We start from the raw sequence: 21,024 nt of genomic DNA on the forward strand, positions 1-21,024 counted from the left end.
AGCCTTTAGTACAGTTCCTGTAAAGCTAGTTTGCCTAGCGGTATGCCTACTGATGGTTCCTGTCCGGCAGGGCGATGCTCGTCACCGGGAGCGAGGGATCCGTCCCGAAGGTGATGCCGCTCGGTCGTCGGCCTCCGAGGACGATCTGCGCGCCCAGGGCTGCGACCATGGCACCGTTGTCGGTGCACAGCGATGGCGCAGGGACCGTCAGCGTGATCCCCGCAGCTCCGCAGCGCTCGGCGGCCAGCTCGCGCAGCCGACGATTCGCGGCGACCCCGCCCCCGAGGAGGAGGTTCGTGATCCCGTGTTCGCGGCAGGCCAGGACGGCCTTCGACGTGATGACGTCCACCACGGCTTCCTGGAAGGACGCGGCGATGTCCGCGACCGGCAGCTCGAGTCCGGCGGCCTCGTGCTGCTCCACACTCCGGGCGACGGCCGTCTTGAGCCCGCTGAAGGACCAGTCGTAGCGGTGCGGTCCCGGCTCGCCGGCCGTCCCCATGTACTTGGGCTGCGACAGCCCGCGGGGGTACCTGATGGCCCTGGGGTCACCGTCGCGCGCGACCCGGTCGATGGCAGGACCGCCGGGATAGCCGAGCCCGAGGATCCGTGCGGTCTTGTCGTACGCCTCCCCCGCGGCGTCGTCGATCGTGGACCCGAGCAGTTCGACGTCGTGCGCCAGGTCTCCGACGCGGAGGATCTCCGTGTGGCCGCCTGATACGAGGAGGGCGCCGAGGTTCGGCGGGAGGCCCTCGGGGAACGTCCCGCCGAGGACTCCGACGCCGACGTGCGCCACGAGGTGGTTGATCGCGTAGAGCGGCTTGCCCGTTGCTACGGCGAGCGCCTTGGCCGCGGAGACACCGACCATGAGGGCTCCGGAGAGGCCCGGCCCGGCAGTGACGGCGATTGCATCGATCTCCCCGAGCGTCACCCCGGCGTCGTCGAGTGCGGCGCGCAGCGTCGGCACGAAGGCCTCGAGGTGGGCCCGCGACGCGATCTCGGGGATCACGCCGCCGAAGCGCACGTGCTCGTCCATGGAGGAGGACACGGTGTTGGTCAGCAGCTCGGTCCCGCGGACGATGCCGACACCGGTCTCGTCGCAGGAGGACTCGATACCGAGGACGAGCGGCTGCGCGCTCATCACGCCGTCCCTTCCGCGGGGGCCAGGACGAGCCGCATGACCCATGCGTCCACCCCGTCCCGGTAGTACTTCCTCCGGGTGTGGATCTGTTCGAAGCCGAACCTGGCGTAGAGCTGCTGGGCGCGCGGGTTGTCGGCGCGCACCTCCAGTATCACCGTCTCCGCGCCTCGCCGTCGGGCCTCGTCGAGCAGTTCCGTCAGCATGGCTCGCCCGATGCCCTGCCCCTCGAAGCGGGGCAGCACGCCGATGGTCTGGATGTCCGCCGTCGTGTCGATGACCATCACCCCTGCGTAACCCACCGCCGCACCGTCCACCTCGGCCACGATGTAGCGCCGCGTGTCCGGCTGGAAGAACTCGGTGTAGAACATCTCGAGCGGCCACGCGTCCGTGGGGAACAGCTCGTTCTCCAGCCGCCCGATGGTCTCGATGTCCTCGAAGGCGAGGCCGCGCAGGGTGAAGCTCATGCCGTGGCCCGCTTCCGGGGTCCGGGGACGCGGGCATCGGATTCGCGCAGGTAGAGCGGCGTGGTGTCCAGCAGCGGCAGATCCGAGAGGATCCGCGACCGGGCGGCACGGCCGAGGGACACGGCGTCCGGATCAGCGGCGGCGAAGGCCGGGACACCGACGACGTCGGACGGGTACAGGCTCGCCGCCCGTCCGACCAGCGGCACGCCCGGGGGGAGGGTACCGGCGGCACCGACGTGCGGACCGTCCAGCAGCTCCGGTGGCCCTGCGACGTCCATGTCCTGCGAGCCGCCCGCGCGGTAGGAAGCCCAGTACACCTCGCCCCGACGGGCGTCCGTGCCCACGAGGAACGTGCTTCCGGCGTCGACCGCGCCGGCGGCCACGGCTGCGAGGGCGAGGGCGTCGAGGCTCATCACGCCGTGCAGCGGGACGTCCCAGACGAAGCTCAGGGTCCGCGCCGTGACGAGGCCGGCCCTCAGGCCGGTGAACGGACCCGGCCCCACGCCGGCGACGATCGCGTCGAGATCGGCTCCGGTGACGCCGGCATCCGCGAGGATCTGCCGGATGGCGGGCGCGAGCACTTCGGCGTGCGAGCGGGTGTCGCCGCTGCTGAACCGGCCGACGACGGTGTCGTCGGCCAGGAGCGCGACGGTGGCCGCGGCGGACGTGTCGAGGGCGAGGAGGAGCACCCGTCCAGCCTAGTCGAGCGCGAGTGCCGGGGGCCCTCCCCGCCAGCGCGGGCCGACGCCCGCCAGCGTGACGCCGCGCACCTCGTCCTCGCCGTCATCGTCGAAGTCGGTCGTCAGGACGGCGGGCTCCCCCGCCCTGCCGGCACCCGTCCCACCGCCGGTGGGACGGATGATGTCCACGAGGAGGTGGCTGTCGCTGAGGTGCTCCACACGGCCCGCTCCCCACTCGATCACGGTGACGTTGGCGGCGAGGGTCGCCTCGAGGTCGAGGTCGTCCACCGCGGCAGCACTCTCGAGGCGGTAGGCATCGACGTGGATGAGGCCCGGTCCGGACACGGCGGAGGGGTGCTGGCGCACGAGGACGAAGGTCGGCGAGATGATGCGCTCCTCGACAGCGAGCCCGCGCCCCAGCCCCTGAGTGAACGTGGTCTTCCCCGCCCCCAGCTCCCCGGAGAGGACCAGCAGGTCACCCGGAGCCAGCTGGTGCGCGAGCTGCTCCGCGAGCGCCTGCAGTTCCGCGGCCGAACCGACGTCGAACGCCATGGACCACTCAGGCGTCGTCATCGCTCTCCTGCGACGCCTCGCGGTACACGCGTTCCACGCGGTCGCTGATCCGGGTGACGATCTCGTAGTTGATGGTCTGGGCGGCCGCCGCCCAGTCCTCGACGGCGGGCGCACCCGACCCGCCGAAGAGTACGGCCCGCCGGCCGAGCAGGCTGTTCGGTGTGTCGGCGAGGCCTGTCGCACCGAAGTCGACGACGAGCTGGTCCATCGCGATCCTGCCCACCACCGGATACATCCGTCCCTCGACGAGCACGGGTGCACCGGTGGCGATGCGTGGCACCCCGTCGCCGTAGCCGACGGGGATGAGGCCCAGCGTGGTCGCCTTCTGCGTGCGGTACGCGAAGCCGTAGGACACCCCCTGGCCGGCGGGCACCTCCTTGCAGTGGGAGACCACGGTGCTGAAGGTCATGACGGGCTTCAGCCCGAGATCGGCAGAGCCCTGGTCCGCGAACGGCGAGAGCCCGTAGATGCCGAGCCCTACCCGGACGAGGTCGAAGTGGCAGTCCGGCCGGGAGAACGTGGCCGGAGTGTTGGCCAGATGCCGTACCTCGACGTCGATCCCGGCGTTCTCGGCGGCACCGACGGCCTCCCGGAACGCCGTGACCTGGAGGTCCGTCTCCGGCCGGGCGGGCTCGTCGGCGACCGCGAGGTGCGAGAAGATCCCGACCACGCGGATGAGCCCCTCCTCCTGGTACTCCACTGCACGGCTCAGCAGGGCGTCCCACTTGTCCGGCGGGCAGCCGTTCCTGCCCAGCCCGGTGTCGATCTTCAGGTGCACGATCGCGGGGCGCTCCAGTTCCCTCGCCGACGCCACGATGTGCTCGAGTTCCCAGCCCGAGATGCCGAGATCGAGCCCCTGTTCGACACCGGCCGTGAAGTCGGTCCCCGAGGTGTGCAGCCACGCGAGGATCGGCGCCTCTATCCCGGCCCTGCGGAGGGCCACCCCTTCGCTGACGTGAGCCACACCCAGCCAGGCGGCGCCGGCCTCGAGGGCTGCGCGGGCCACCGGGACAGCACCGTGTCCGTAGGCATCGGCCTTCACGACAGCCATCACGCGCGCTGGATGCGCCACATCGCGCAGCTGTCGGACATTGTGTCGCAGTGCGTCGAGATCGATCTCTGCCACACGCTCGGGGAAAGTCACGCGGTCCATTCTGCCAGCTTGTGCCCGCGCTGCCCGGTGACGACCGCCGAGACGGCCGCCGGCCCTGCGAGGGTGTGCTCGTCGCGTATCCGCCTGGACCGCGCGGCCCTCCTCACGCGCGGTCGTGGAGGGTGATCCGGTATCCGTCGGGATCGGCGAGGGTGAAGGTCAGGCCGAAGGGCCCGCCCTCGGGACCCGCGACGATGGTGTGGCCGTCGGCCACCAGGGCGTCGTGGATGGACTGGACATCGGTGGCGTGGAGCCAGATGGCCGTCCCGATCCCGGGGTGCGACGCGGAGGCGGGAGCGGTTCCGGGGATGACGCTGCGCAGCGCGAAGGCAATGGGCGTCGTCTCGAAGACGACGGCGTGCGGTGGCCCCGTCGGGGACCGGACGAGACCGAGGTACTGCTCGTAGAACGCCCGGGAAGCGTCCAGGTGCTGAACCTGGAGGGAGATGAAATCGGGGCCGGTGACGGGCATGGGAGCCTGCTTTCTCTTATGTCAGTTATCTGACACGGCCGACTGTATGTCAGAATTCTGACATGAGTCAAGACCGGATCCAGCTCGAATCCTCCGTGGGGTACCTGCTGAAGGAAGCGTCGAGCAGCCTCAGGGCTGCCATGGAAGCTGTCCTCCGCCCCCTCGACATGACCGTCACGCACTACTCCTGCCTCGAACTCCTCGCTCAGCGCCCCGGCCTGTCCAACTCCGACCTCGCCCGCGGGGCCTTCGTGACCCGGCAGTCGATGAACGTGCTGCTGCACGCGCTGGAACGGGACGGATCCGTGACGCGGCCGGCCCAGGCTCCAGCGGGCAGGACCCTCCCCGTCACGCTCACCCCGCTGGGCAGGCGACGCCTCGAGCAGGCGAGCGCGGCCGTCCGGTCGGTGGAGGCGCGGATGCTCCGGGGCATGACGCCGCAGGAGCAGTCGGACGCCTTCCGGGTGCTGCAGGGCATGGTCCGGTCGCTTCGTGAGAATGACGTGCCGAACGGGCAGGGATGACGGTGGTCCGCCCTCGGCCTGCCGCCTGATACCCGCACGGCACTCTTGCCCTCCCTGCCGCTCGTCAACTAATGTTGACGAATGGAGGTGGAGCGCATGAAGACACTCATCGGCTCGATGGACGGGGAAGGACCCGCCGCATCGCTGCAGGCGGTCGCGGAACTGCAGAGGGAGATCGGGCGGGCGGAGGCGGGGCTGGTCCGCAGGGCCCGTCAGGCCGGTCTCTCCTGGGAGGCCATCGCCCAGTCCCTCGGCGTCAGCAAGCAGGCGGTGCACCGCAAATACGGCAAGCAGTAGCGCCGCCGCCTCGGCTCGGGTCGCTGCTCGATGTGACCTTGCATTCCCTGCCGCCGGCCGGGAAGATCGACGACGTGTTCGAATCCCCTCCCGGCTGCGTCCTGCCGGACGACGGCGGCGGGCTCTGCGGGCGACCGGTGGAGGACGCGCCGTTCGCCCTCTGTCCGGCGCACGTGGCCCTCGTCGCCGAATGGTCGGACACGGCGTCGGGAGTCACCGACCTCCTGCCTTCCGCCTGCCGTGCCTGCGGTTCGCGGCTCGGCGTCCGGTATCCGTCGGGCTGGGTGTGCGCTGCCTGCGAGTGGCCCGTCGGCGCGATCCTCGACGACGGCCTCCCACCCCCGAGGGTGGACGTCGTCTACTACCTCCGCTTCCGGGACCGCATCAAGATCGGCACCACCGCGAGCCCTCGCCGTCGCCTGGCGCGGATCTGGCACGACGAGCTCCTCGCCTTCGAACGGGGCGACCGGCTCGTGGAACACCGCCGTCACGAACAGTTCACGGCCTCACGACGCGACAGGTCGGAATGGTTCACCACGACCCCGGACCTCGAGGCACACATCGGGCGGCTGTCCGCCGGCGTCGTCGACCCCTGGGCACTGTATGCGCGCTGGCTCGGCGAAGCGGCGGCTCTGCGAGGCTGAGCTGTTCCCCGATGTGCCGACCTGCAGGAGGACCTCGTGCCTGATGACATCTTCGAGCATCCGCGGCTCGCGGCGATCTACGACGCCCTCGACCCGGACCGGAGCGACCTCGAACCGTATGTCGGCATGGTCGCCGAGTTCGACGCGGTGGACGTCGTCGATCTCGGGTGCGGCACCGGGGTCCTCGCGCTGCTGATCGCAGCGCAGGGCGCGCGGGTCGTCGGGGTGGATCCCGCCTCCGCGTCGCTCGGGGTGGCACGCGCCAAGGACGGCGCCGCGGCGGTCAGGTGGCTGCACGGTGACGCCGCGGTGATCCCCGAGCGCTCCGCGGATCTGGTGCTGATGACGGGGAATGCCGCCCAGGCGATCGTGGACGAGGCCGAGTGGCTCGCCACGCTGGCCCACGTGCACGCCGGCCTGCGACCGGGAGGCCGCTTCGTGCTGGAGACCCGGGTCCCGGAGGCGAGGGGCTGGGAGCAGTGGACGGAGAACGAGAGCCGGACGACCACCGAGGTCGAGGGAACCGGTCCGGTGGAGAGCTGGGTGGCGCTCACCGACGTCGCGCTGCCGCTCGTCAGCTTCCGCTGGACCTTCGTCTTCCACCGCGACGGGCAGGTGCTCACCTCGGACTCGACGCTCCGCTTCCGGGGCGAGACCGACGTCCGACGCCAGCTCGACCGCACCGGATTCGAGGTCGACGACATCCGCGACGCTCCCGACCGGCCCGGGCGCGAGCTGGTGGTCGTCGCGCGTCGGCGCTGACGGGATTCCTCGCCGGCCGCAGAGACCTCGCGCTGCCACGCGCCGACCGATCCCGCTGCCTCGCTCGACGCGCCCCCCGTCCACGCACGGGCGCATCCTCCCACACGTCGCGACCCGACCCCGCGGCCCGGCTGCATCGACCCGGAGCCCGGAGGATGATGCCGGCTGCTGCTAGTCTGGCGCCACGCCGAGCAAGGAGCACAGTGGTACCGGAGATCGACCCGCAGAACCTGCCGCCCCGGCAGATCGACCTGATCAACGAGGGCCGGAGGCTCGAGGGGATCGACATCACCCTCTTGGGCTACTTCGGTGGGCCCGAGCTGCAGGGCGCGTGCATCGGCCGCATGCAGCTCGACGAGGACGGCCAGCTGCCCGCGTCGAACTACGACTCCCCGGAGGAGCGGCTCCACGCCCTCGTCCAGGCGCAACTGCTGCGCGGCGCCCTCCGCCGATCCATCCCGATCGTCCTCGACGGCATCTTCGAGGACATCTTCGCCCTGCGCACCCTCGAGACCACCGACGGTGACGTCAGCGCCTACGTCACCTCGGCCGCGGCCCGCGTGGTGGACACCCTGCCCCGTGCGTACCGGTCGCACTACACCTCCGGCTTCCTGCAGCGCTTCGCCGTCGTGCTCTCCGAGGTCGCCGCGGAGTTCGAGCTGGGGTGGGACCGGGCGCGGACGTTCGCGCACGGGCTGGCGGTCTACTGCTTCGCCCGCAGCGGCGTCCGGCACGCCGACGCCAAGTACGGGACGAAGCTCGGGGCGATCGGGATCGACCGCACCGTGAGCGGGCTCCTGGAGGACACGGACGCGCTGCAGGGGACCTACCAGCGCACGTCCGGAGAGGACGACGACGCCGCGTCGTCCTGGTTCACGCCCTACGACGCCGCGGCACGCGTGAATCCGTACCTCCATCCGGAGGGACAGCCCAGCACGGAGCAGATCGATCTCCTCGAGCACCAGGTGACCAGCGAGGTGCCCGAGAAGTACCCCGGGACCTCGCGGCAGGCGGCGCTCAGGAACGGTGATCTCGTCGACATCAGCCCCTACGCCTCACGGCACTACTTCCTGTGCCCGGTCGCCGTCGAGCAGGCCGTCCTGGACGCCCTGGATTTCACCGGGCTCCCGCAGGACTCCGAGTGGGAGGATCTCCTCCTGTACATCGCGTGGCACGGGGCTGCCGAGCACCCCGCCTGGAAGAGTTACCACTACATCGCGCCCGGCTTCGAGGGCGAGAAGGCCTATGTCGCCCTGGTGGCCGGCATCGACGAACTGGAGTCGCCGGTGCTGACCATCCAGTACGTGGGAGAGGTCCTCGACGAGTCGTAGGACCTGGGGGCCGCGACGGTCCGTGCCGACGGTTCCCGTCGGTGCTCCCTCGGCCGTCCACCCGTCCCCGGCCGGTCCTCGGGGCGGCACCGCTCAGCCCAGGTCGCCGATCCCCTCGCGTCGCGCCTCCGCCGGGCCCGACGACGGCGCGGCGTCGGAATGCCGGGCGATGGTCGCCGAGGCCCGGCGCACGGCCTCCGTGGGGACGTCGGACACCAGGTCCTCGAGGAAGGCGTAGCGCCGCAGCCACTGCTTCCGGACGCCGTCGCGCCCTGTATTCACCCGGTGCCACCAGTCCGCGATGTCGCCCCACCCGGGCGCCGCCAGTGACCCGCCCACGTGCTGGACCGACAGGGAGGCGCACAGATTGGCGAAGCTCAGCCGGTCGGCGAGGGGGAACCCGGCGAGGTCGCCCATGACGAAGGCCGCCCCGAAGCAGTCCCCTGCGCCGGTCGGATCGTAGGCCGAGACGGGGAGCGCCGGCACCCACTCCTCCTCACCCGTCAGCGAGTCGATCGCGATGGCGCCCTGCTGGCCCACCGTCACCACGGCGACCGGCACGCGATCGGCGAGGGAGTAGAGCGCAGCCCATGGGTCCTCGGTCCGCGTGTAGGCCATGGCCTCCACGGCGTTCGGCATGAACGCGTAGAAGTGTTCGAGCGAAGCCAGCGTCTCGGGCGCCCACTCCCCCTCCGGGTCCCAGCCCACGTCGCCGAACAGCTTCGTCCCCGCGGCCGCGGCGGCACGCGCCCAGGGCTCCACCTCCTGCTCCACACCGACGACGGCGGCGCGGCACGACGGCGGCGTCCCGATCAGTTCCGAGGCGCGCAGCGGCGACGGGTGCCCGTGCGTGATCATCGACCGGTCCTGGTGCACCGACAGGGACACGGTGACGGGCGAGTGCCACTGCCCGAACACCCGCGACCGCGAGAGGTCCACGTGCTCCTGGTCCTGCAGGACGTCCCAGTTGAACTGCCCGTACCCGTCATCGCCGAACGCGGCCGCGAGTGTGGTGCGCAGGCCCAGCCTGCTCGCCGCGATGGCCTGGTTCGCGATCCCCCCGGGCCCCGACCCCATCCCGTCGGTCCACACCTCGGTCCCCGGCGACGGCAGCTGCTCGAGGCCCGTGAAGATGATGTCGAAGAACACCTGCCCGGCGAGGAGGAGGTCGAACTCGGGGCCGTCCGGGCCGCGCGTTGCCGCCAGCGGATCGAACCGGTGCTGTGGGGACATGTACGGCACAATACTTGCAAGACGAGGGCAGCGGGCCACGAATGCCCGCACCACCACGGGCGGCGGAGCGCCGGCGGCCCCCACGATCACGGAAGCGGGTCCAGCAGTGCGCTCATCGATCGGACCGGGAGCCACCCTCGTGATTGTCGGTGGCGGCGGCTTCCGCGTTCCCCTGGTGTACAGGGCGCTGGCGGACGGGCCGTTCGCCGGCCTCGTGTCCGACGTCGTCCTGCTCGATGCCTCGGAGGGACGGGCGCGCGCGATCGCCCGGGTGCTGCAGGCGATGCCCCTGGCGACGGGGACGCCCGGCCCGACGGTCCGCGTGGAGACGGATCTCGCGCGCGCCCTCCCCGGCGCGGACATCGTCTTCGCGGCCGTGCGCAGCGGCGGGGCGGACGGGCGCGTGCTCGACGAACGCGTGGCCCTCGAAGCGGGCCTGCTCGGCCAGGAGACCGTCGGAGCAGGCGGGATCTCCTACGCCCTGCGCTCCATCCCCGACATGCTGCGGCTGGCCACCGCGATGCGGCAGCTCGCCCCGGAGGCCTGGCTGATCAACTTCACGAACCCCGCCGGGATGGTCACCGAGGCGGTCTCCGCCGTCCTGGGCCACCGGGTCATCGGCATCTGCGACTCCGCCTCGGGGCTCGTCACCCGTGCCGCCCGCGCCGTCGGCCTGGACCTCAGGGACTCGCTCGCAGGCGTCGACTACGTGGGCCTGAACCACCTCGGGTGGCTGCGCAGGCTCGACGCCGGCGCGTCGGCCGGACAGGCACACGAGCAGGCACACGGGCAGGCACACGGGCAGGCACACGGGCACGACGGCGGATCGCCGTCGGCCGCAGCACGGGACGGCGACCGTCTGCCGGCCCTGCTCGCGGATCCCCTGCGGCTCGGCTCCTTCGAGGAGGGACGGCTGTTCGGGCCGGACCTGCTCGGCACCCTCGGCGCCCTGCCGAACGAGTACCTGTTCTACTACTACTTCCACCGCGAGGCCCTGCGCGCCATCCGGGGTGCGGACAGGACGCGCGGCGAGATCCTCCGTGATCAGCAGCAGGGCCTCTACCCCCGCCTCGCCGAGGCCGTCGACCCGTTCGGCGCCTGGGAGGACGCGCGACGGGAGCGCGAATCCGGCTACCTCGCCGAGGCACGGACCGCCGACGAGCAGCGGGACGAGGCCGATCTCGCCGGTGGCGGCTACGAACGCGTGGCGCTGCGGGTCATGCGGGCGCTGCTGACCGACCGGCCGGCCGAACTCATCCTCAACGTGCGGAACGGGACCACGTTCCCCGAACTCCCGGAGACCGCCGTCGTGGAGGTGCCGGCGGTCGTCAAGGCCTCCGGGGCCGCGCCGCGTCCCGCGGCTCCCCTGACCGCGCACCAGCTCGGGCTCATGGCCGCCGTCAAGGCCGTGGAGCAGGACACCGTCCGAGCCGCGGTGCACCGCGATCGCGAAGCGGCCCTCCGCGCCTTCGCCGGGCACCCGCTGGTCGACTCGTTCCACGCCGCGACGGCGGTTCTCGCGGGCTACGAGAGGGCGTTCCCCGCACTCGCGGAGTTCTGGGCCGACTGATCGGAGGCGGCGCGGCGCAGGTTCTCGCGGAGGCCCGCCACGCCGAGCGCGAGCAGGGCCGTGTCCGTGGTTGAGGCGATCCAGTGGAAACCCGACGCCGCGAGGAGCGCGGCCCGCTCCGGCGAACCGGCGTACGCGCCTGCGGTGATGCCGGCGTCGCGGCAGGCCCGGACGATCCTCGGCAGCGGCGCGTCGTCGTCGGTCGCCGCCAGCAGCTCGTCCACCTGCAGGCCCAGCGCCAGGGACAGGTCGAACGGCCCCACGAACAGCATGTCGACGCCGTCGACCGCGGCGATGTCCCGGGCCGCGTCGAGTCCCGCGGCGGTCTCGATCAGCACGGCGCAGAGCGGTACCGCATGGGGGCCGGCGTCGCCGCCCGGGGCATGGACGGGCCGGCTGCCGTGGAGCGGACCCCAGCTCCGGGTACCGAGCGGCGGATAGTGGCTGGCGGACGACGCTGCCAGGGCGTCGGCGACACTGTCCACGAGGGGGACGACGACGCCGTCGGCGCCCGCATCCAGGGCACGCCCGATCAGGGCGGGATCGTTCGCTCCGACCCGGACGAGCATCGGGGCCGAGCCCGCAGGGCGGTGGAGGAGCGCTTCGCGGAGGGAGCGGTCGTCGAAGTGCCCGTGCTGCGCGTCGAGGGCGACCCATCCGGGGCCCGCGCCGGCGAGTTCACGGGTCAGGCGGGATTCGCCGAGCGTCGCCCAGACACCGAGCAGCGGATCATGGACGGTCGCATCGGCAGTCATGCTCCCATTGTGGCCCCCCATCGCCCCGGATTCCGAGCGTGACGGTCAGCCCTCCCCATCGGCCGGTGCCGCCGGCTCGAGGAAGCGATGCATGATGTGCAGGCCCGTCGGGCCGAGGACGGGGTGGTGGAACGCACGGGGCACGGTGCCGACGATTCCGAACCCGAGCGACGTCCACAGGGCCACCGCCCGTTCGTTGGTCTGCACCACGGCGTTGAACTGCATGGCCGTGTATCCCCCCTCCCGGGCTTCTGCCAGCACGTGGCCGGCGAGGGCCCGTCCGACGCCGCGGCCCGCCGCCTCCGCGGCGACCAGGAAGGAGGCGTTGGCGACGTGCGCCCCCGGCCCTCCTCGATTGGCGTGCAGCTGTGCGGTGGCGATGACACAGTCCGTGGCCGGCTCGAGGGCGACGAACACCGTGAGGGTCGGATCGGGCCCCGCCGGTCCGGGGAGCCATTCCCGCCGGGCGGCTTCCTCGTCCATGTCCCGCTCCCAGCAGTAGGTCTCCCCCGCCCGGACCACGGGTTCCATCAGGGTCCAGAGGGCGGGCCAGTCGCCGGCCCAGGCCTCCCGGAAGCGCAGCATCAGCCCTGGCGGCCCTTCGTCCAGGTGTTGATGTCCGAGTCCACCGCGAACTCGTCGATCGCGTGCAGTTCCTCCGCAGTGAAGTCGAGGTTCTGCACGGCCGTCAGACTGTCCTCGAGCTGGCGGACGCTGGAAGCGCCGATCAGGGCCGAGGTGACGGCGGTGCCCTTGGGCTGCGGACGGATGATCCAGGCGATGGCCATCTGCGCGAGGGTCTGCCCGCGGTCCTCGGCGATCGCGTTCAAGCCCCGGATGCGCCGCAGGTTGTCCTCGGACAGCGAGTCCTCGGACAGTGACTTGTGCGCGGCCGCGCGCGAGTCGGCGGGGACACCGTGCAGGTAGCGGTTCGTGAGGAGCCCCTGGGCCAGCGGCGAGAACGCGATCGATCCGGCGCCCGCCTGCTCGAGCGCCTCGGGGAGGTTCGGGGTGCCGTTCTCCACCCAGCGGTTGAGCATGGAGTAGGAGGGCTGGTGGATGAGCAGCGGGGTGCCGAGATCCCGCAGGATGGCCGCTGCCTGCAGGGTCTGCTCGGGCGAGTAGGAGGAGATGCCCGCGTAGAGCGCGCGTCCGGAGCGGACCGCGGTGTCGAGGGCACCCATCGTCTCCTCGAGGGGCGTCGCCGGGTCCGGCCGGTGGCTGTAGAAGATGTCCACGTACTCGAGGCCCATGCGGCCGAGCGACTGGTCGAGGCTCGCCAGCAGGTACTTGCGGGACCCGAAGTCGCCGTAGGGTCCGGGCCACATGTCGTAGCCGGCCTTGCTCGAGATCACGAGCTCGTCCCGGAACGGGCGGAAGTCGTCCTTCAGGTGCCGGCCGAAATTCGTCTCGGCACTGCCGTAGGGCGGCCCGTAGTTGTTCGCGAGGTCGAAGTGGGTGACGCCGAGGTCGAAGGCCCGGCGCAGGATGTCACGCTGCACGTCGAAGGGCTTGTCGTCCCCGAAGTTGTGCCACAGGCCGAGGGAGACGGCGGGCAACTGCAATCCGCTCTTTCCCACGCGGCGGTAGGGCATGGAATCGTAGCGGTCTTCGGCGGGGTGGAAGGTCATTTCCTCATCCTAGGTGAGCGGTACGTCACTCATCGTCCGCGGCAGGCACCCCTCACGGGGTGCGGACGGAACCGTGCGGTGGTTCCGCGGAGGACCCTCCGGTGGTACCTGCGGGGCGGATGGCACGGACCGCCTTGTCCCTGCCACTCGCCTTCGCCGCGTACAGGGCCTGATCGGCGGCCGCGATGGTGGCGTCGAGGTCGTAGTCCAGGGCGTCCAGGGCGGCGATACCGTAGCTGACCGTCGGCATGTCGAACCCGTCCGGTGCCCGGCGCCCCTGGAGGGCCATACTGACGTCCCGCGCGATGTCCTCGCTGCGCGCGGCCGACGCGCCGGGCAGCAGGAAGATGAACTCCTCGCCTCCGTAACGGCCCACGAGATCGGTGGAACGCACCGTCTCGGTCGACGCCTCGGCGAAGGCCCTGAGCACCGCATCCCCCGCCGCATGCCCGTAGGTGTCGTTGACGGCCTTGAAGAAGTCCAGGTCCGCGAGGATGAGGGCGCCCGGACGACCTGCCCGTGCGAGGCGATCGGTGTGCAGCGCTGCGAGATCGAGGAACCCCGAACGGTTGAGCAGGCCCGTGAGGGCGTCGCGGTCCGCCCGCGCCCGCAGGTCGGTGGCGATCTGCTCGGCGCTGAGGGCAGCCGCACTGAAGGAGACGACCACGAGCAGCACCAGGGTGATCAGCGTGGTGACACCCGAGCCGACGTAGGTGGTGAAGACGTAGCCGTTCTGCCCTTCGGCGATGAACGCGATGCACCGGACGAAGTACAGCACGGACACCAGCGCGGAAGCGACCGCGAGGGGTGCCTCGACACGGCTGTAGCTGCTCGGCAGGCGCCAGAGCTCCCACGAGGCGAGTCCGATGGTCAGGGACATCATCCCGAGGAAGACCGGCCCGCCCGACCACGTGTTCGTGGCCGGGGGGTCCACCACCGAGGCCAGCAGCGTCAGCAGCGGTGCTGCGGAGAGCTGGAGCCAGGCCGGCTTGCTGGTCCTGAGGGTCCGCGCGCCGGCCCAGACGCTGACCGTCCCCATGACGAGCAGCGTGTTGGACAGCGGGTTCGCCCACACCTGGTGGACCGTCCCGTCCAGCAGGTAGCCGGTGGACCCCGTGAAGAAGAACGCGATCGCGGCACACCACCAGGCGCTGTACGCGGAGCGGGTCTGGCGGAAGGACACCGTGTAGAACAGCACGAACAGGGTGACGGCAACGGCTCCGAAAGCCACCCGCAGGGTCGTGATGTCCAGGGTCATGATGTGATCCGCCTCGTCTCTCCCGGACCCCGCCGACACTCGACCACGCGGTCCGCCCCCCGTCCGGGAGGAATCTCCAGCCCAGTATGCAGGAGCGCACCGACCCTTACGGCCCGCGGCGGACGGTCCTGCCCCAACCTTGCCGTTCTCCTGAGCCCGCGGGCTAGGCCTCCGCCCGCGACAGCACGAGGGAGGCGTGCGGCGGGAGCTGGACCGCGTCGTCGAGCAGTCCGACCCCGTCGACGGTGGACAGGAGGACCTCGGCGCCGGCTGCGCGCACGGGGACCGACACCTGGTGCTCACCCAGGTTCAGCAGCACCGAGGTGTGCCCCCGGTGCAGCACGATCCAGCGGCCGTCCTCGTCGAAGTCGACGGAGACGGTGGTGAAATCGGCGTCCCGGAGTTCCACGCGGTCACGGCGGAGGCTGATCAGGTGCCGGTAGGTCGCGAGCAGCTCGGCGTGGTGGCCCTGCTCCGCCTCGGCCCAGTCGAGCTTCGCCGAGGCGAACGTCGCAGGGTCCTGCGGGTTGGGGACGTCCTCCGGGCGCCAGCCCATGCGTTCGAACTCCTTCAGCCGGCCCTCCGCCGTCGCCCTGCCGAGCTCCGGCTCCGGGTGGGAGGTGAAGAACGGCCACGGCGTCGACGCACCGTACTCCTCCCCCATGAACAGCATCGGGGTGAACGGCCCGAGGATGTTGAGGACCGCTGCCTGTGCCAGCTGCGCCGGGTTCAGGGTGGCACTGATGCGGTCCCCTGCCGCCCGGTTGCCGATCTGGTCGTGGTTCTGCGTGCAGACGACGAGCTGAAGGGGTGTGACGCGCGCCGGATCGATCTCCCGTCCGTGGTGTCGTTCACGGAAGGAGGAGTAGGTCCCGTTGTGGAAGAAGCCCTTCTCGAGGACCTTGGCGAGCGCACCCACGGAATCGAAGTCGAGGTAGTACCCCTCGGTCTCCCGCGTCAGGTTGACGTGCACCGCGTGGTGGAAATCGTCGCTCCACTGGCCGGCGAGGCCGTACCCGCCGACGTCGCGGGTCTGGATCAGGCGCGGATTGTTCAGGTCCGATTCGGCGATGAGGAACAGGGGCTTCCCGAGCTCCTCGGCGCAGGCGTCCGTCCGGGCACCGAACTCCTCGAGGATGTGCACGGCGCGCTCGTCGTGCAGGGCATGCACGGCGTCGAGCCGCAGCCCGTCCACGTGGTAGTCGGTGAACCACATGAGGAGGTTCTGCAGGACGTACTCCCGCACCTCGTCGGACTGGGGCCCGTCGAGGTTCAGGGAGTCACCCCACGTGTTGGACATGCCCTCGGTCAGGTATGGACCGAAGAGCCCGAGGTAGTTGCCGCTGGGACCGAGGTGGTTGTACACGACGTCCTGGATGACCCCGAGGCCGCGCTGGTGGGCGGCGTCGACGAACCGCTGGTAAGCCGCCGGCCCGCCGTACGTCTCCTGGACGGCGTACCAGAGCACGCCGTCGTAGCCCCAGTTGTGCGTGCCGTTGAAGGCGTTGACGGGCAGCAGCTCCACGTACTGCACCCCGAGGTCCACCAAGTGGTCGAGCTTCCCGATGGCGGCGTCGAGCGTGCCCTCGGGCGTGAAGGTGCCGAGGTGCATCTCGTAGATGACGCCGCCGTTCATCCCGGGCGACCGCCAGGCGCCGTCCTGCCATGCGTGCGCGGAGGGGTCGAAGGTCCGCGAGAGCTGGTGGACGCCCTCGGGCTGCCTGCGCGAGCGCGGATCAGGGACGGGTGTGTCGGACCCGTCCACCAGGTACCCGTAGGAGACGTCATCGCTCGACGTCGGGGCCTCGGCCGGCTGCCACCAGCCGCCGTCGTCCTGCGTCATGGGGTACTGCGTCCCCTCGACGACGAGGGTGAGGGATCGGGCGCGCGGCGCCCAGACATCGAAGGTGCTCATGCTGCGTCCTCCTGGACCAGTAGGGCTGCGGGGAAGGTGGAGAAGAGGTCTGCCGCCCGGACGGTCCCCCCGGAGACCGAGGTCCCGGTGAGCACGCACGTGTAGCTGCCGGCGGGCAGCTCGACGGTGGTGTCGCCCCACCCACCACGCCGGTCGAGCCCGTAGGGCAGGCGCGTGATGAGGGTGACGGCTCCACCGCGGTCGAAGCCGAACACGTGGTCGGCGGCCTCGCCGGACGGGACGACGGCGGTGTACCCGGTGAACAGTTCGGGGCGGTCCCTGCGCAGGGTGAGTGCCCGCGTGACGACGAGCAGCTTGGCGTGGGCGTCCTCGCCGAGCTGCGGCAGCGCGCCGAAGGCGAGGTCGGTCAGGACCTTCCGGCGTGCGTCGTAGTCCACCTCGCGGCGGTTGTCGGGGTCCACGAGCGAGGTGTCCCAGAACTCTGTGCCCTGGTACACGTCCGGCACGCCGGGCATGGTGAGCTGCAGCAGCTTGAGGCCGATCGAGTTGGACCAGCCGGCCTGCCGGATGCGCTCGACGAAAGCGGACACGAGGGCCGAGACGGCGTCGTCGTCGAACGCGGCGTCGACGGCCGAGTGCATCCCGCGCTCGAAGTCCTCGTCCGGCGCCGTCCAGTGCGTGCTGAGGTCGGCCTCGCGGGAGGCCTTCTCCGCGTAGGCATGGGCCCGCTCGCGCGTGAGCGGCCACGCGCCGATGAGCGACTGCCACAGCAGCGGCGCGAAGGTCGGGTCACCGATGGGCGCCAGCTCCTCGAGCTGCGCGAGGACACCGGTCCACTCGTCCGCGAGCTCGGAGATGACCGAGATCCGGGTCCGCGTGTCCTCGCTGCGCTTGGTGTCGTGCGTGCTCAGCGTCGTCATGGCGAGGGGGGCCTCGGTCTGGCGTTCGAGCAGCCGGCGGTGCAGCTCGAGCGGATCGATCGCGAAGATCGCGGGGTCCGCTCCCACCTCGTTCAGCGAGACGAGCCGCGAGTACCGGTAGAACGCGGTGTCCTCGACGCCCTTCGCCATGACCATCCCGGAGGTCTGCTGGAAGCGCTGGGCGAGTTCGGTCCACACGCCGTCACCTTCGAGGAAGGGGTTCAGCAGCGGGTGCAGCGCGGCGATGGTGTCGGCGAGGTCGGGGCGACGGACCTGCGCATCGCGCACGGCCTCGGCGAGGTACTCGGCGCCGCCCGGGAGGTAGCTGCGGTAGACCGGGAAGCAGGTGAGCAGTTCGGCGATCGCATCCGCAGCCGCCGCCGCGTCGAGCCCTGCCTCGGCGGGTACGAGGCGAGCGAGCCGCAGGACCTCGGAGCGCAGGATGCCGTCGGCGATGCCGCGCTTGGTCCCGTGGATCATCTCGTGGAACGGGTCGACGGGGACGGTGGCCGTGAGCGCGTGCTCGCCGGCCGGGTCCGTGAAGAGCCGGTCGACGTCCGCGAGGGCGTCGTATCCGGTGGTTCCCTCGGTGGCCCAGTCGGTGGGGAGCTTCTCCCCCGGCTCGAGGATCTTCTCGACCAGCACGTAGGCGCCGCCGGTGAGGGCCCGCAGGTCGTCGAGGTAGCCCTTCGGATCGGCGAGGCCGTCCGGGTGGTCGATGCGCAGGCCGTCCACGAGTCCCTCGTCGAACCACCGCTTCACCTCGCTGTGGCTCTCCTGGAAGACCCAGGGCACCTCGACCCGGAGCCCGGCCAGGCTGTTGACGCCGAAGAAGCGCCGGTAGTTCAGTTCGCTGTCCGCCCGGCGCCAGTTGACGAGCTCGTAGTGCTGGCGGTCGTGCACCGCGGCACCGCTGTCACCGGGATGTGCGGTGCCGTCCGCGATCGGATAGCGGTTGTCGTAGTAGTGCAGTTCGCCGTCGACGACGGTGAGCTGATCGAGCTCGCCGTCACCGTCGCCGAGGACCGGCACGCGGAGCCGGCCGCCGTTGGCGTCCCAGTCGACGTCGAAAGCCTCCGCCATGCGCGAGGTGGGGCCCTCCTTCAGGAGCTGCCACCACCAGGCGTTGTCCGCGGGGGTCTCGATGCCCATGTGGTTCGGGACGATGTCCACGAGGACACCCATCCCGGCGGCCCGCGCGGCCCCGCTGAGCGCGGCGAGGCCCGAGGGCCCTCCGCGGTCGGGGTCGACGGCGGTGGGGTCGGTGACGTCGTAGCCGTGGCCGGAGCCCTTCTCCGCCGTCAGGATCGGGGAGAGGTAGACCCAGTCCACCCCGAGGTCGTGCAGGTACGGCACCAGGGCCGCGGCCCGGTGCAGGTCGAACTCGCTCCGGATCTGCAGCCGGTAGGTCGATGTCGGTGTCAGCACGGTGGGGGTCCTCCTGGACGGGCGGTGGTACGGGCGGTGGTGGTTACGACGTGGAGGGGGTGCACCCGGCTGGACTGCGCGGGTGCACCCCGTGGTGCTGCGTGATGCCAGGTGGTGCTAGGGGGTGCCGGTCTTCGCCGTGACTTCGTTGGCGAGGATCGCCAGGGACGCCGCGACCGAGTGGTCGAGATCCTCGACCTCCGAGTGCGCCCGTAGGACGACCATCGACTTCCCCTCGACCGCGATGGTCTTGCCGGCCGGGATCGCCTCACTGTCCGCGTACTTGCCGGCCGTGTCGATCACCTCGTCCCACGACGTCCCGTACTCGTCCGAGGGGATCGTGAAGTCCACGGCCTCGTCGTGCGCGTTGAAGTACAGCAGGAAGTTGGCATCGACGATCCGCTGGCCGCGGGCGTCGCGCCCCTGGATGCCCTGGCCGTTGAGGAAGACACCGATCGAACGGCCGAAGCCGCTGTCCCAGTCCTCGGGGGCCATGAGCTCGCCGGCGGTGTCCAGCCACACGATGTCCGGCAGCGCCTCGCCCTCGCCTCGGCGCACGGGCCGTCCGTCGAAGAAGCGGCGGCGCCGGAACGTGGGGTGCTCGGACCGCAGCCGATTGACGGCCGCGGTGAATTCGAGCAGGGGCTGGTCCATCTTGTCCCAGTGCACCCAGCTGAGCTCGGAGTCCTGGCAGTAGGTGTTGTTGTTGCCCTCCTGCGTGCGGCCGAGCTCGTCGCCGTGCAGCAGCATCGGCACGCCCTGCGAGAGCAGGAGGGTGGCGATGAAGTTGCGCTGCTGGCGCACCCGGATCGCGAGGACCTCGGGATCGTCGGTGGGCCCTTCGGCCCCGCCGTTCCAGGAGCGGTTGTGCGATTCGCCGTCGTTGTTGTCCTCGCCGTTGGCCTCGTTGTGCTTCTCGTTGTAGGAGACGAGGTCGCGCAGGGTGAAGCCGTCGTGGGCCGTGACGAAGTTGATGGATGCGACGGGGCGGCGCATCGAGTGCTCGTACAGGTCCGCCGAGCCGGTGAGCCGCGAGGCGAACTCGCCGATGCTCGAGTGCTCGCCGCGCCAGAAGTCGCGCACGGTGTCGCGGTACTTGCCGTTCCACTCGGTCCACTGCGGCGGGAAGTTGCCCACCTGGTAGCCGCCGGGGCCGACGTCCCACGGCTCGGCGATGAGCTTCACCTGCGAGACGATCGGGTCCTGCTGGACGAGTTCGAAGAAGGCCGAGAGCCGGTCCACCTCGTAGAACTCGCGGGCCAGGGCCGAGGCGAGGTCGAAGCGGAAACCGTCCACGTGCATCTCGGTGACCCAGTAGCGCAGCGAGTCCATGAGCAGCTGCAGGGAGTGCGGGTTGCCGACGTTCAGCGAGTTGCCGGTGCCGGTGGTGTCCATGTAGTACTGCTTGTCGTCCTCCACCAGGCGGTAGTAGGCCGCATTGTCGATGCCGCGCATCGAGATGGTGGGGCCCATGTGGTTGCCTTCGGCGGTGTGGTTGTAGACCACGTCGAGGATGACCTCGATGCCGGCGAGGTGCAGCTCGCGCACCATCGCCTTGAACTCCTGGACCTGCTCGCCCTGGTCGCCGGAGGAGTTGTACTTGTTGTGCGGCGCGAAGAAGCCGATGGTGTTGTAGCCCCAGTAGTTCGAGAGGCCCTTCTCCTGCAGCGTGCTGTCGTTCACGAACTGGTGTACGGGCATGAGCTCGATCGCCGTGACGCCGAGCTTCTGCAGGTGCGCGATGACGGACGGGTGCGCCACGCCGGCGTAGGTACCGCGCTGCTCCTCGGGGATGTCCGGGTGCAGCTGCGTGAGGCCCTTGACGTGGGCCTCGTAGATGACGGACTGGTGGTAGGGCGTCCGCGGCATGCGGTCGCCGTCCCAGTTGAAGAACGGGTTCACGACGACGCCGAGCATCATGTGGGCGGCGGAGTCCTCGTTGTTGACCGAGTGCTCGTCACCGAAGTTGTAGCCGAACAGGGCCTGGTCCCAGTCCAGGTCACCGGAGATCGCCTTCGCATAGGGATCCAGCAGGAGCTTGTTCGGGTTGCAGCGGTGTCCCTCGGCCGGATTGTTGGGGCCGTGAACGCGGTAGCCGTACTTCTGCCCCGGGGTCACGTGCGGCAGGTAGCCGTGCCACACGTAGCCGTCGACCTCCTTCAGCTCGACGCACGTCTCGGTGCCGTCGTCGTCGAAGAGGCAGAGGACCACGGAGTCCGCGATCTCGCTGAACAGCGCGAAATTCGTGCCGGTGCCGTCATAGGTGGCTCCCAGGGGGTAAGCATCGCCGGGCCATAGTTCCATTGGTTCTCCTT

The 21,024-nt window shown here is 70.7% G+C and carries 20 protein-coding genes; 6 read left to right on the plus strand and 14 right to left on the minus strand.

The annotated features are described in order from the left end of the window. Positions 1–46: 46 nt before the first annotated feature. From tsaD to FNH21_RS03250, 6 genes are all read right to left on the minus strand, one after another. The gene (tsaD, locus tag FNH21_RS03225) at positions 47–1,141 is read right to left on the minus strand and encodes a tRNA (adenosine(37)-N6)-threonylcarbamoyltransferase complex transferase subunit TsaD (protein ID WP_191931567.1); all 1,095 of its coding nucleotides are present in this window, start codon (positions 1,139–1,141) and stop codon (positions 47–49) included. Beyond that, positions 1,138–1,602 (minus strand): ribosomal protein S18-alanine N-acetyltransferase, encoded by a 465-nt coding sequence (rimI, locus tag FNH21_RS03230; RefSeq protein ID WP_152812268.1) that lies wholly within the window; start codon positions 1,600–1,602, stop codon positions 1,138–1,140. The genes tsaD and rimI overlap by 4 nt, the downstream gene beginning before the upstream one ends. Then, entirely contained in the window at positions 1,599–2,291 is a 693-nt protein-coding gene (gene tsaB, locus FNH21_RS03235; protein WP_191931568.1) for a tRNA (adenosine(37)-N6)-threonylcarbamoyltransferase complex dimerization subunit type 1 TsaB, read from the minus strand. The genes rimI and tsaB overlap by 4 nt, the downstream gene beginning before the upstream one ends. Positions 2,292–2,300: 9 nt before the next feature. Then, complete coding sequence (gene tsaE / locus FNH21_RS03240) at positions 2,301–2,855, minus strand: tRNA (adenosine(37)-N6)-threonylcarbamoyltransferase complex ATPase subunit type 1 TsaE (protein WP_152812270.1); 555 nt, start codon at positions 2,853–2,855, stop codon at positions 2,301–2,303. Further along, on the minus strand, positions 2,842–4,008 hold the full coding sequence (gene alr / locus FNH21_RS03245; protein ID WP_152812272.1) for an alanine racemase: 1,167 nt from the start codon (positions 4,006–4,008) through the stop codon (positions 2,842–2,844). The genes tsaE and alr overlap by 14 nt, the downstream gene beginning before the upstream one ends. Positions 4,009–4,111: 103 nt before the next feature. Beyond that, a complete protein-coding gene (locus FNH21_RS03250; RefSeq protein ID WP_152812274.1) occupies positions 4,112–4,480 on the minus strand; it encodes a VOC family protein in 369 nt (122 codons plus the stop codon). A gap of 62 nt (positions 4,481–4,542) precedes the next feature. On the opposite strand from FNH21_RS03250, the gene FNH21_RS03255 reads away from it, so the two are divergent. The 5 genes from FNH21_RS03255 (at position 4,543) to FNH21_RS03275 (ending at position 8,038) form a co-directional block, all read left to right on the plus strand. After that, positions 4,543–5,004, plus strand: coding sequence for a MarR family winged helix-turn-helix transcriptional regulator (locus tag FNH21_RS03255; protein ID WP_152812276.1), 462 nt, complete (start codon positions 4,543–4,545; stop codon positions 5,002–5,004). Between the two features lie 81 nt (positions 5,005–5,085). Continuing rightward, the gene (locus FNH21_RS03260) at positions 5,086–5,301 is read left to right on the plus strand and encodes an AsnC family protein (protein ID WP_152812278.1); all 216 of its coding nucleotides are present in this window, start codon (positions 5,086–5,088) and stop codon (positions 5,299–5,301) included. A 32-nt stretch (positions 5,302–5,333) separates the two neighbouring features. Further along, a complete protein-coding gene (locus FNH21_RS03265) occupies positions 5,334–5,945 on the plus strand; it encodes a GIY-YIG nuclease family protein (RefSeq protein ID WP_422108739.1) in 612 nt (203 codons plus the stop codon). A gap of 36 nt (positions 5,946–5,981) precedes the next feature. Beyond that, the gene (locus FNH21_RS03270; RefSeq protein ID WP_191931569.1) at positions 5,982–6,707 is read left to right on the plus strand and encodes a methyltransferase domain-containing protein; all 726 of its coding nucleotides are present in this window, start codon (positions 5,982–5,984) and stop codon (positions 6,705–6,707) included. 203 nt (positions 6,708–6,910) lie between these two features. Continuing rightward, positions 6,911–8,038, plus strand: a complete 1,128-nt coding sequence (locus tag FNH21_RS03275) for a hypothetical protein (protein WP_152812280.1) — start codon at positions 6,911–6,913, stop codon at positions 8,036–8,038. 93 nt (positions 8,039–8,131) lie between these two features. Here the strand turns inward: FNH21_RS03275 and FNH21_RS03280 are convergent, their stop codons facing one another. Further along, the gene (locus tag FNH21_RS03280) at positions 8,132–9,271 is read right to left on the minus strand and encodes a PfkB family carbohydrate kinase (RefSeq protein ID WP_152812282.1); all 1,140 of its coding nucleotides are present in this window, start codon (positions 9,269–9,271) and stop codon (positions 8,132–8,134) included. 106 nt (positions 9,272–9,377) lie between these two features. Between FNH21_RS03280 and FNH21_RS03285 the strand changes: the two genes are divergently transcribed. Then, positions 9,378–10,841, plus strand: a complete 1,464-nt coding sequence (locus FNH21_RS03285) for a family 4 glycosyl hydrolase (protein WP_338403137.1) — start codon at positions 9,378–9,380, stop codon at positions 10,839–10,841. On the opposite strand, the gene FNH21_RS03290 is transcribed toward FNH21_RS03285, so the two are convergent. The 7 genes from FNH21_RS03290 to glgX form a co-directional block, all read right to left on the minus strand. Next, positions 10,796–11,596 carry an HpcH/HpaI aldolase family protein gene (locus FNH21_RS03290; protein WP_191931570.1) on the minus strand — a complete coding sequence of 267 codons (801 nt, stop codon included), beginning with the start codon at positions 11,594–11,596 and terminating at the stop codon, positions 10,796–10,798. The two genes, FNH21_RS03285 and FNH21_RS03290, sit on opposite strands and share 46 nt — an antisense overlap. Before the next feature lie 45 nt (positions 11,597–11,641). Continuing rightward, entirely contained in the window at positions 11,642–12,181 is a 540-nt protein-coding gene (locus FNH21_RS03295; RefSeq protein WP_152812288.1) for a GNAT family N-acetyltransferase, read from the minus strand. Further along, positions 12,181–13,227: an L-glyceraldehyde 3-phosphate reductase gene (mgrA, locus tag FNH21_RS03300; RefSeq protein WP_152812290.1), complete on the minus strand. Its 1,047-nt coding sequence runs from the start codon at positions 13,225–13,227 to the stop codon at positions 12,181–12,183. The genes FNH21_RS03295 and mgrA overlap by 1 nt, the downstream gene beginning before the upstream one ends. Before the next feature lie 52 nt (positions 13,228–13,279). Further along, a complete protein-coding gene (locus tag FNH21_RS03305; protein WP_152812292.1) occupies positions 13,280–14,485 on the minus strand; it encodes a GGDEF domain-containing protein in 1,206 nt (401 codons plus the stop codon). 163 nt (positions 14,486–14,648) lie between these two features. After that, positions 14,649–16,400 (minus strand): malto-oligosyltrehalose trehalohydrolase, encoded by a 1,752-nt coding sequence (treZ, locus tag FNH21_RS03310; protein ID WP_152812294.1) that lies wholly within the window; start codon positions 16,398–16,400, stop codon positions 14,649–14,651. Next, a complete protein-coding gene (gene treY, locus FNH21_RS03315; RefSeq protein ID WP_191931571.1) occupies positions 16,397–18,709 on the minus strand; it encodes a malto-oligosyltrehalose synthase in 2,313 nt (770 codons plus the stop codon). The genes treZ and treY overlap by 4 nt, the downstream gene beginning before the upstream one ends. Before the next feature lie 117 nt (positions 18,710–18,826). Then, the gene (glgX, locus tag FNH21_RS03320; RefSeq protein ID WP_055768216.1) at positions 18,827–21,013 is read right to left on the minus strand and encodes a glycogen debranching protein GlgX; all 2,187 of its coding nucleotides are present in this window, start codon (positions 21,011–21,013) and stop codon (positions 18,827–18,829) included. Between the last annotated feature and the right edge of the window lie 11 nt (positions 21,014–21,024).

The organism is Arthrobacter bussei, assembly GCF_009377195.2.
GTDB lineage: Bacteria > Actinomycetota > Actinomycetes > Actinomycetales > Micrococcaceae > Arthrobacter_D > Arthrobacter_D bussei.

Bases quoted from the DNA above. Each gene is read 5' to 3' on its own strand.
- tsaE (WP_152812270.1), bottom strand. From the start codon at position 2,855: ATGACGACGCCTGAGTGGTCCATGGCGTTCGACGTCGGTTCGGCCGCG.
- FNH21_RS03295 (WP_152812288.1), bottom strand. From the start codon at position 12,181: ATGCTGCGCTTCCGGGAGGCCTGGGCCGGCGACTGGCCCGCCCTCTGG.
- FNH21_RS03305 (WP_152812292.1), bottom strand. From the start codon at position 14,485: ATGACCCTGGACATCACGACCCTGCGGGTGGCTTTCGGAGCCGTTGCC.
- treZ (WP_152812294.1), bottom strand. From the start codon at position 16,400: ATGAGCACCTTCGATGTCTGGGCGCCGCGCGCCCGATCCCTCACCCTC.
- FNH21_RS03290 (WP_191931570.1), bottom strand. From the start codon at position 11,596: ATGACTGCCGATGCGACCGTCCATGATCCGCTGCTCGGTGTCTGGGCG.
- FNH21_RS03260 (WP_152812278.1), top strand. From the start codon at position 5,086: ATGGAGGTGGAGCGCATGAAGACACTCATCGGCTCGATGGACGGGGAA.
- FNH21_RS03255 (WP_152812276.1), top strand. From the start codon at position 4,543: ATGAGTCAAGACCGGATCCAGCTCGAATCCTCCGTGGGGTACCTGCTG.
- rimI (WP_152812268.1), bottom strand. From the start codon at position 1,602: ATGAGCTTCACCCTGCGCGGCCTCGCCTTCGAGGACATCGAGACCATC.
- alr (WP_152812272.1), bottom strand. From the start codon at position 4,008: ATGGACCGCGTGACTTTCCCCGAGCGTGTGGCAGAGATCGATCTCGAC.
- FNH21_RS03250 (WP_152812274.1), bottom strand. From the start codon at position 4,480: ATGCCCGTCACCGGCCCCGATTTCATCTCCCTCCAGGTTCAGCACCTG.
- mgrA (WP_152812290.1), bottom strand. From the start codon at position 13,227: ATGACCTTCCACCCCGCCGAAGACCGCTACGATTCCATGCCCTACCGC.
- FNH21_RS03280 (WP_152812282.1), bottom strand. From the start codon at position 9,271: ATGTCCCCACAGCACCGGTTCGATCCGCTGGCGGCAACGCGCGGCCCG.
- glgX (WP_055768216.1), bottom strand. From the start codon at position 21,013: ATGGAACTATGGCCCGGCGATGCTTACCCCCTGGGAGCCACCTATGAC.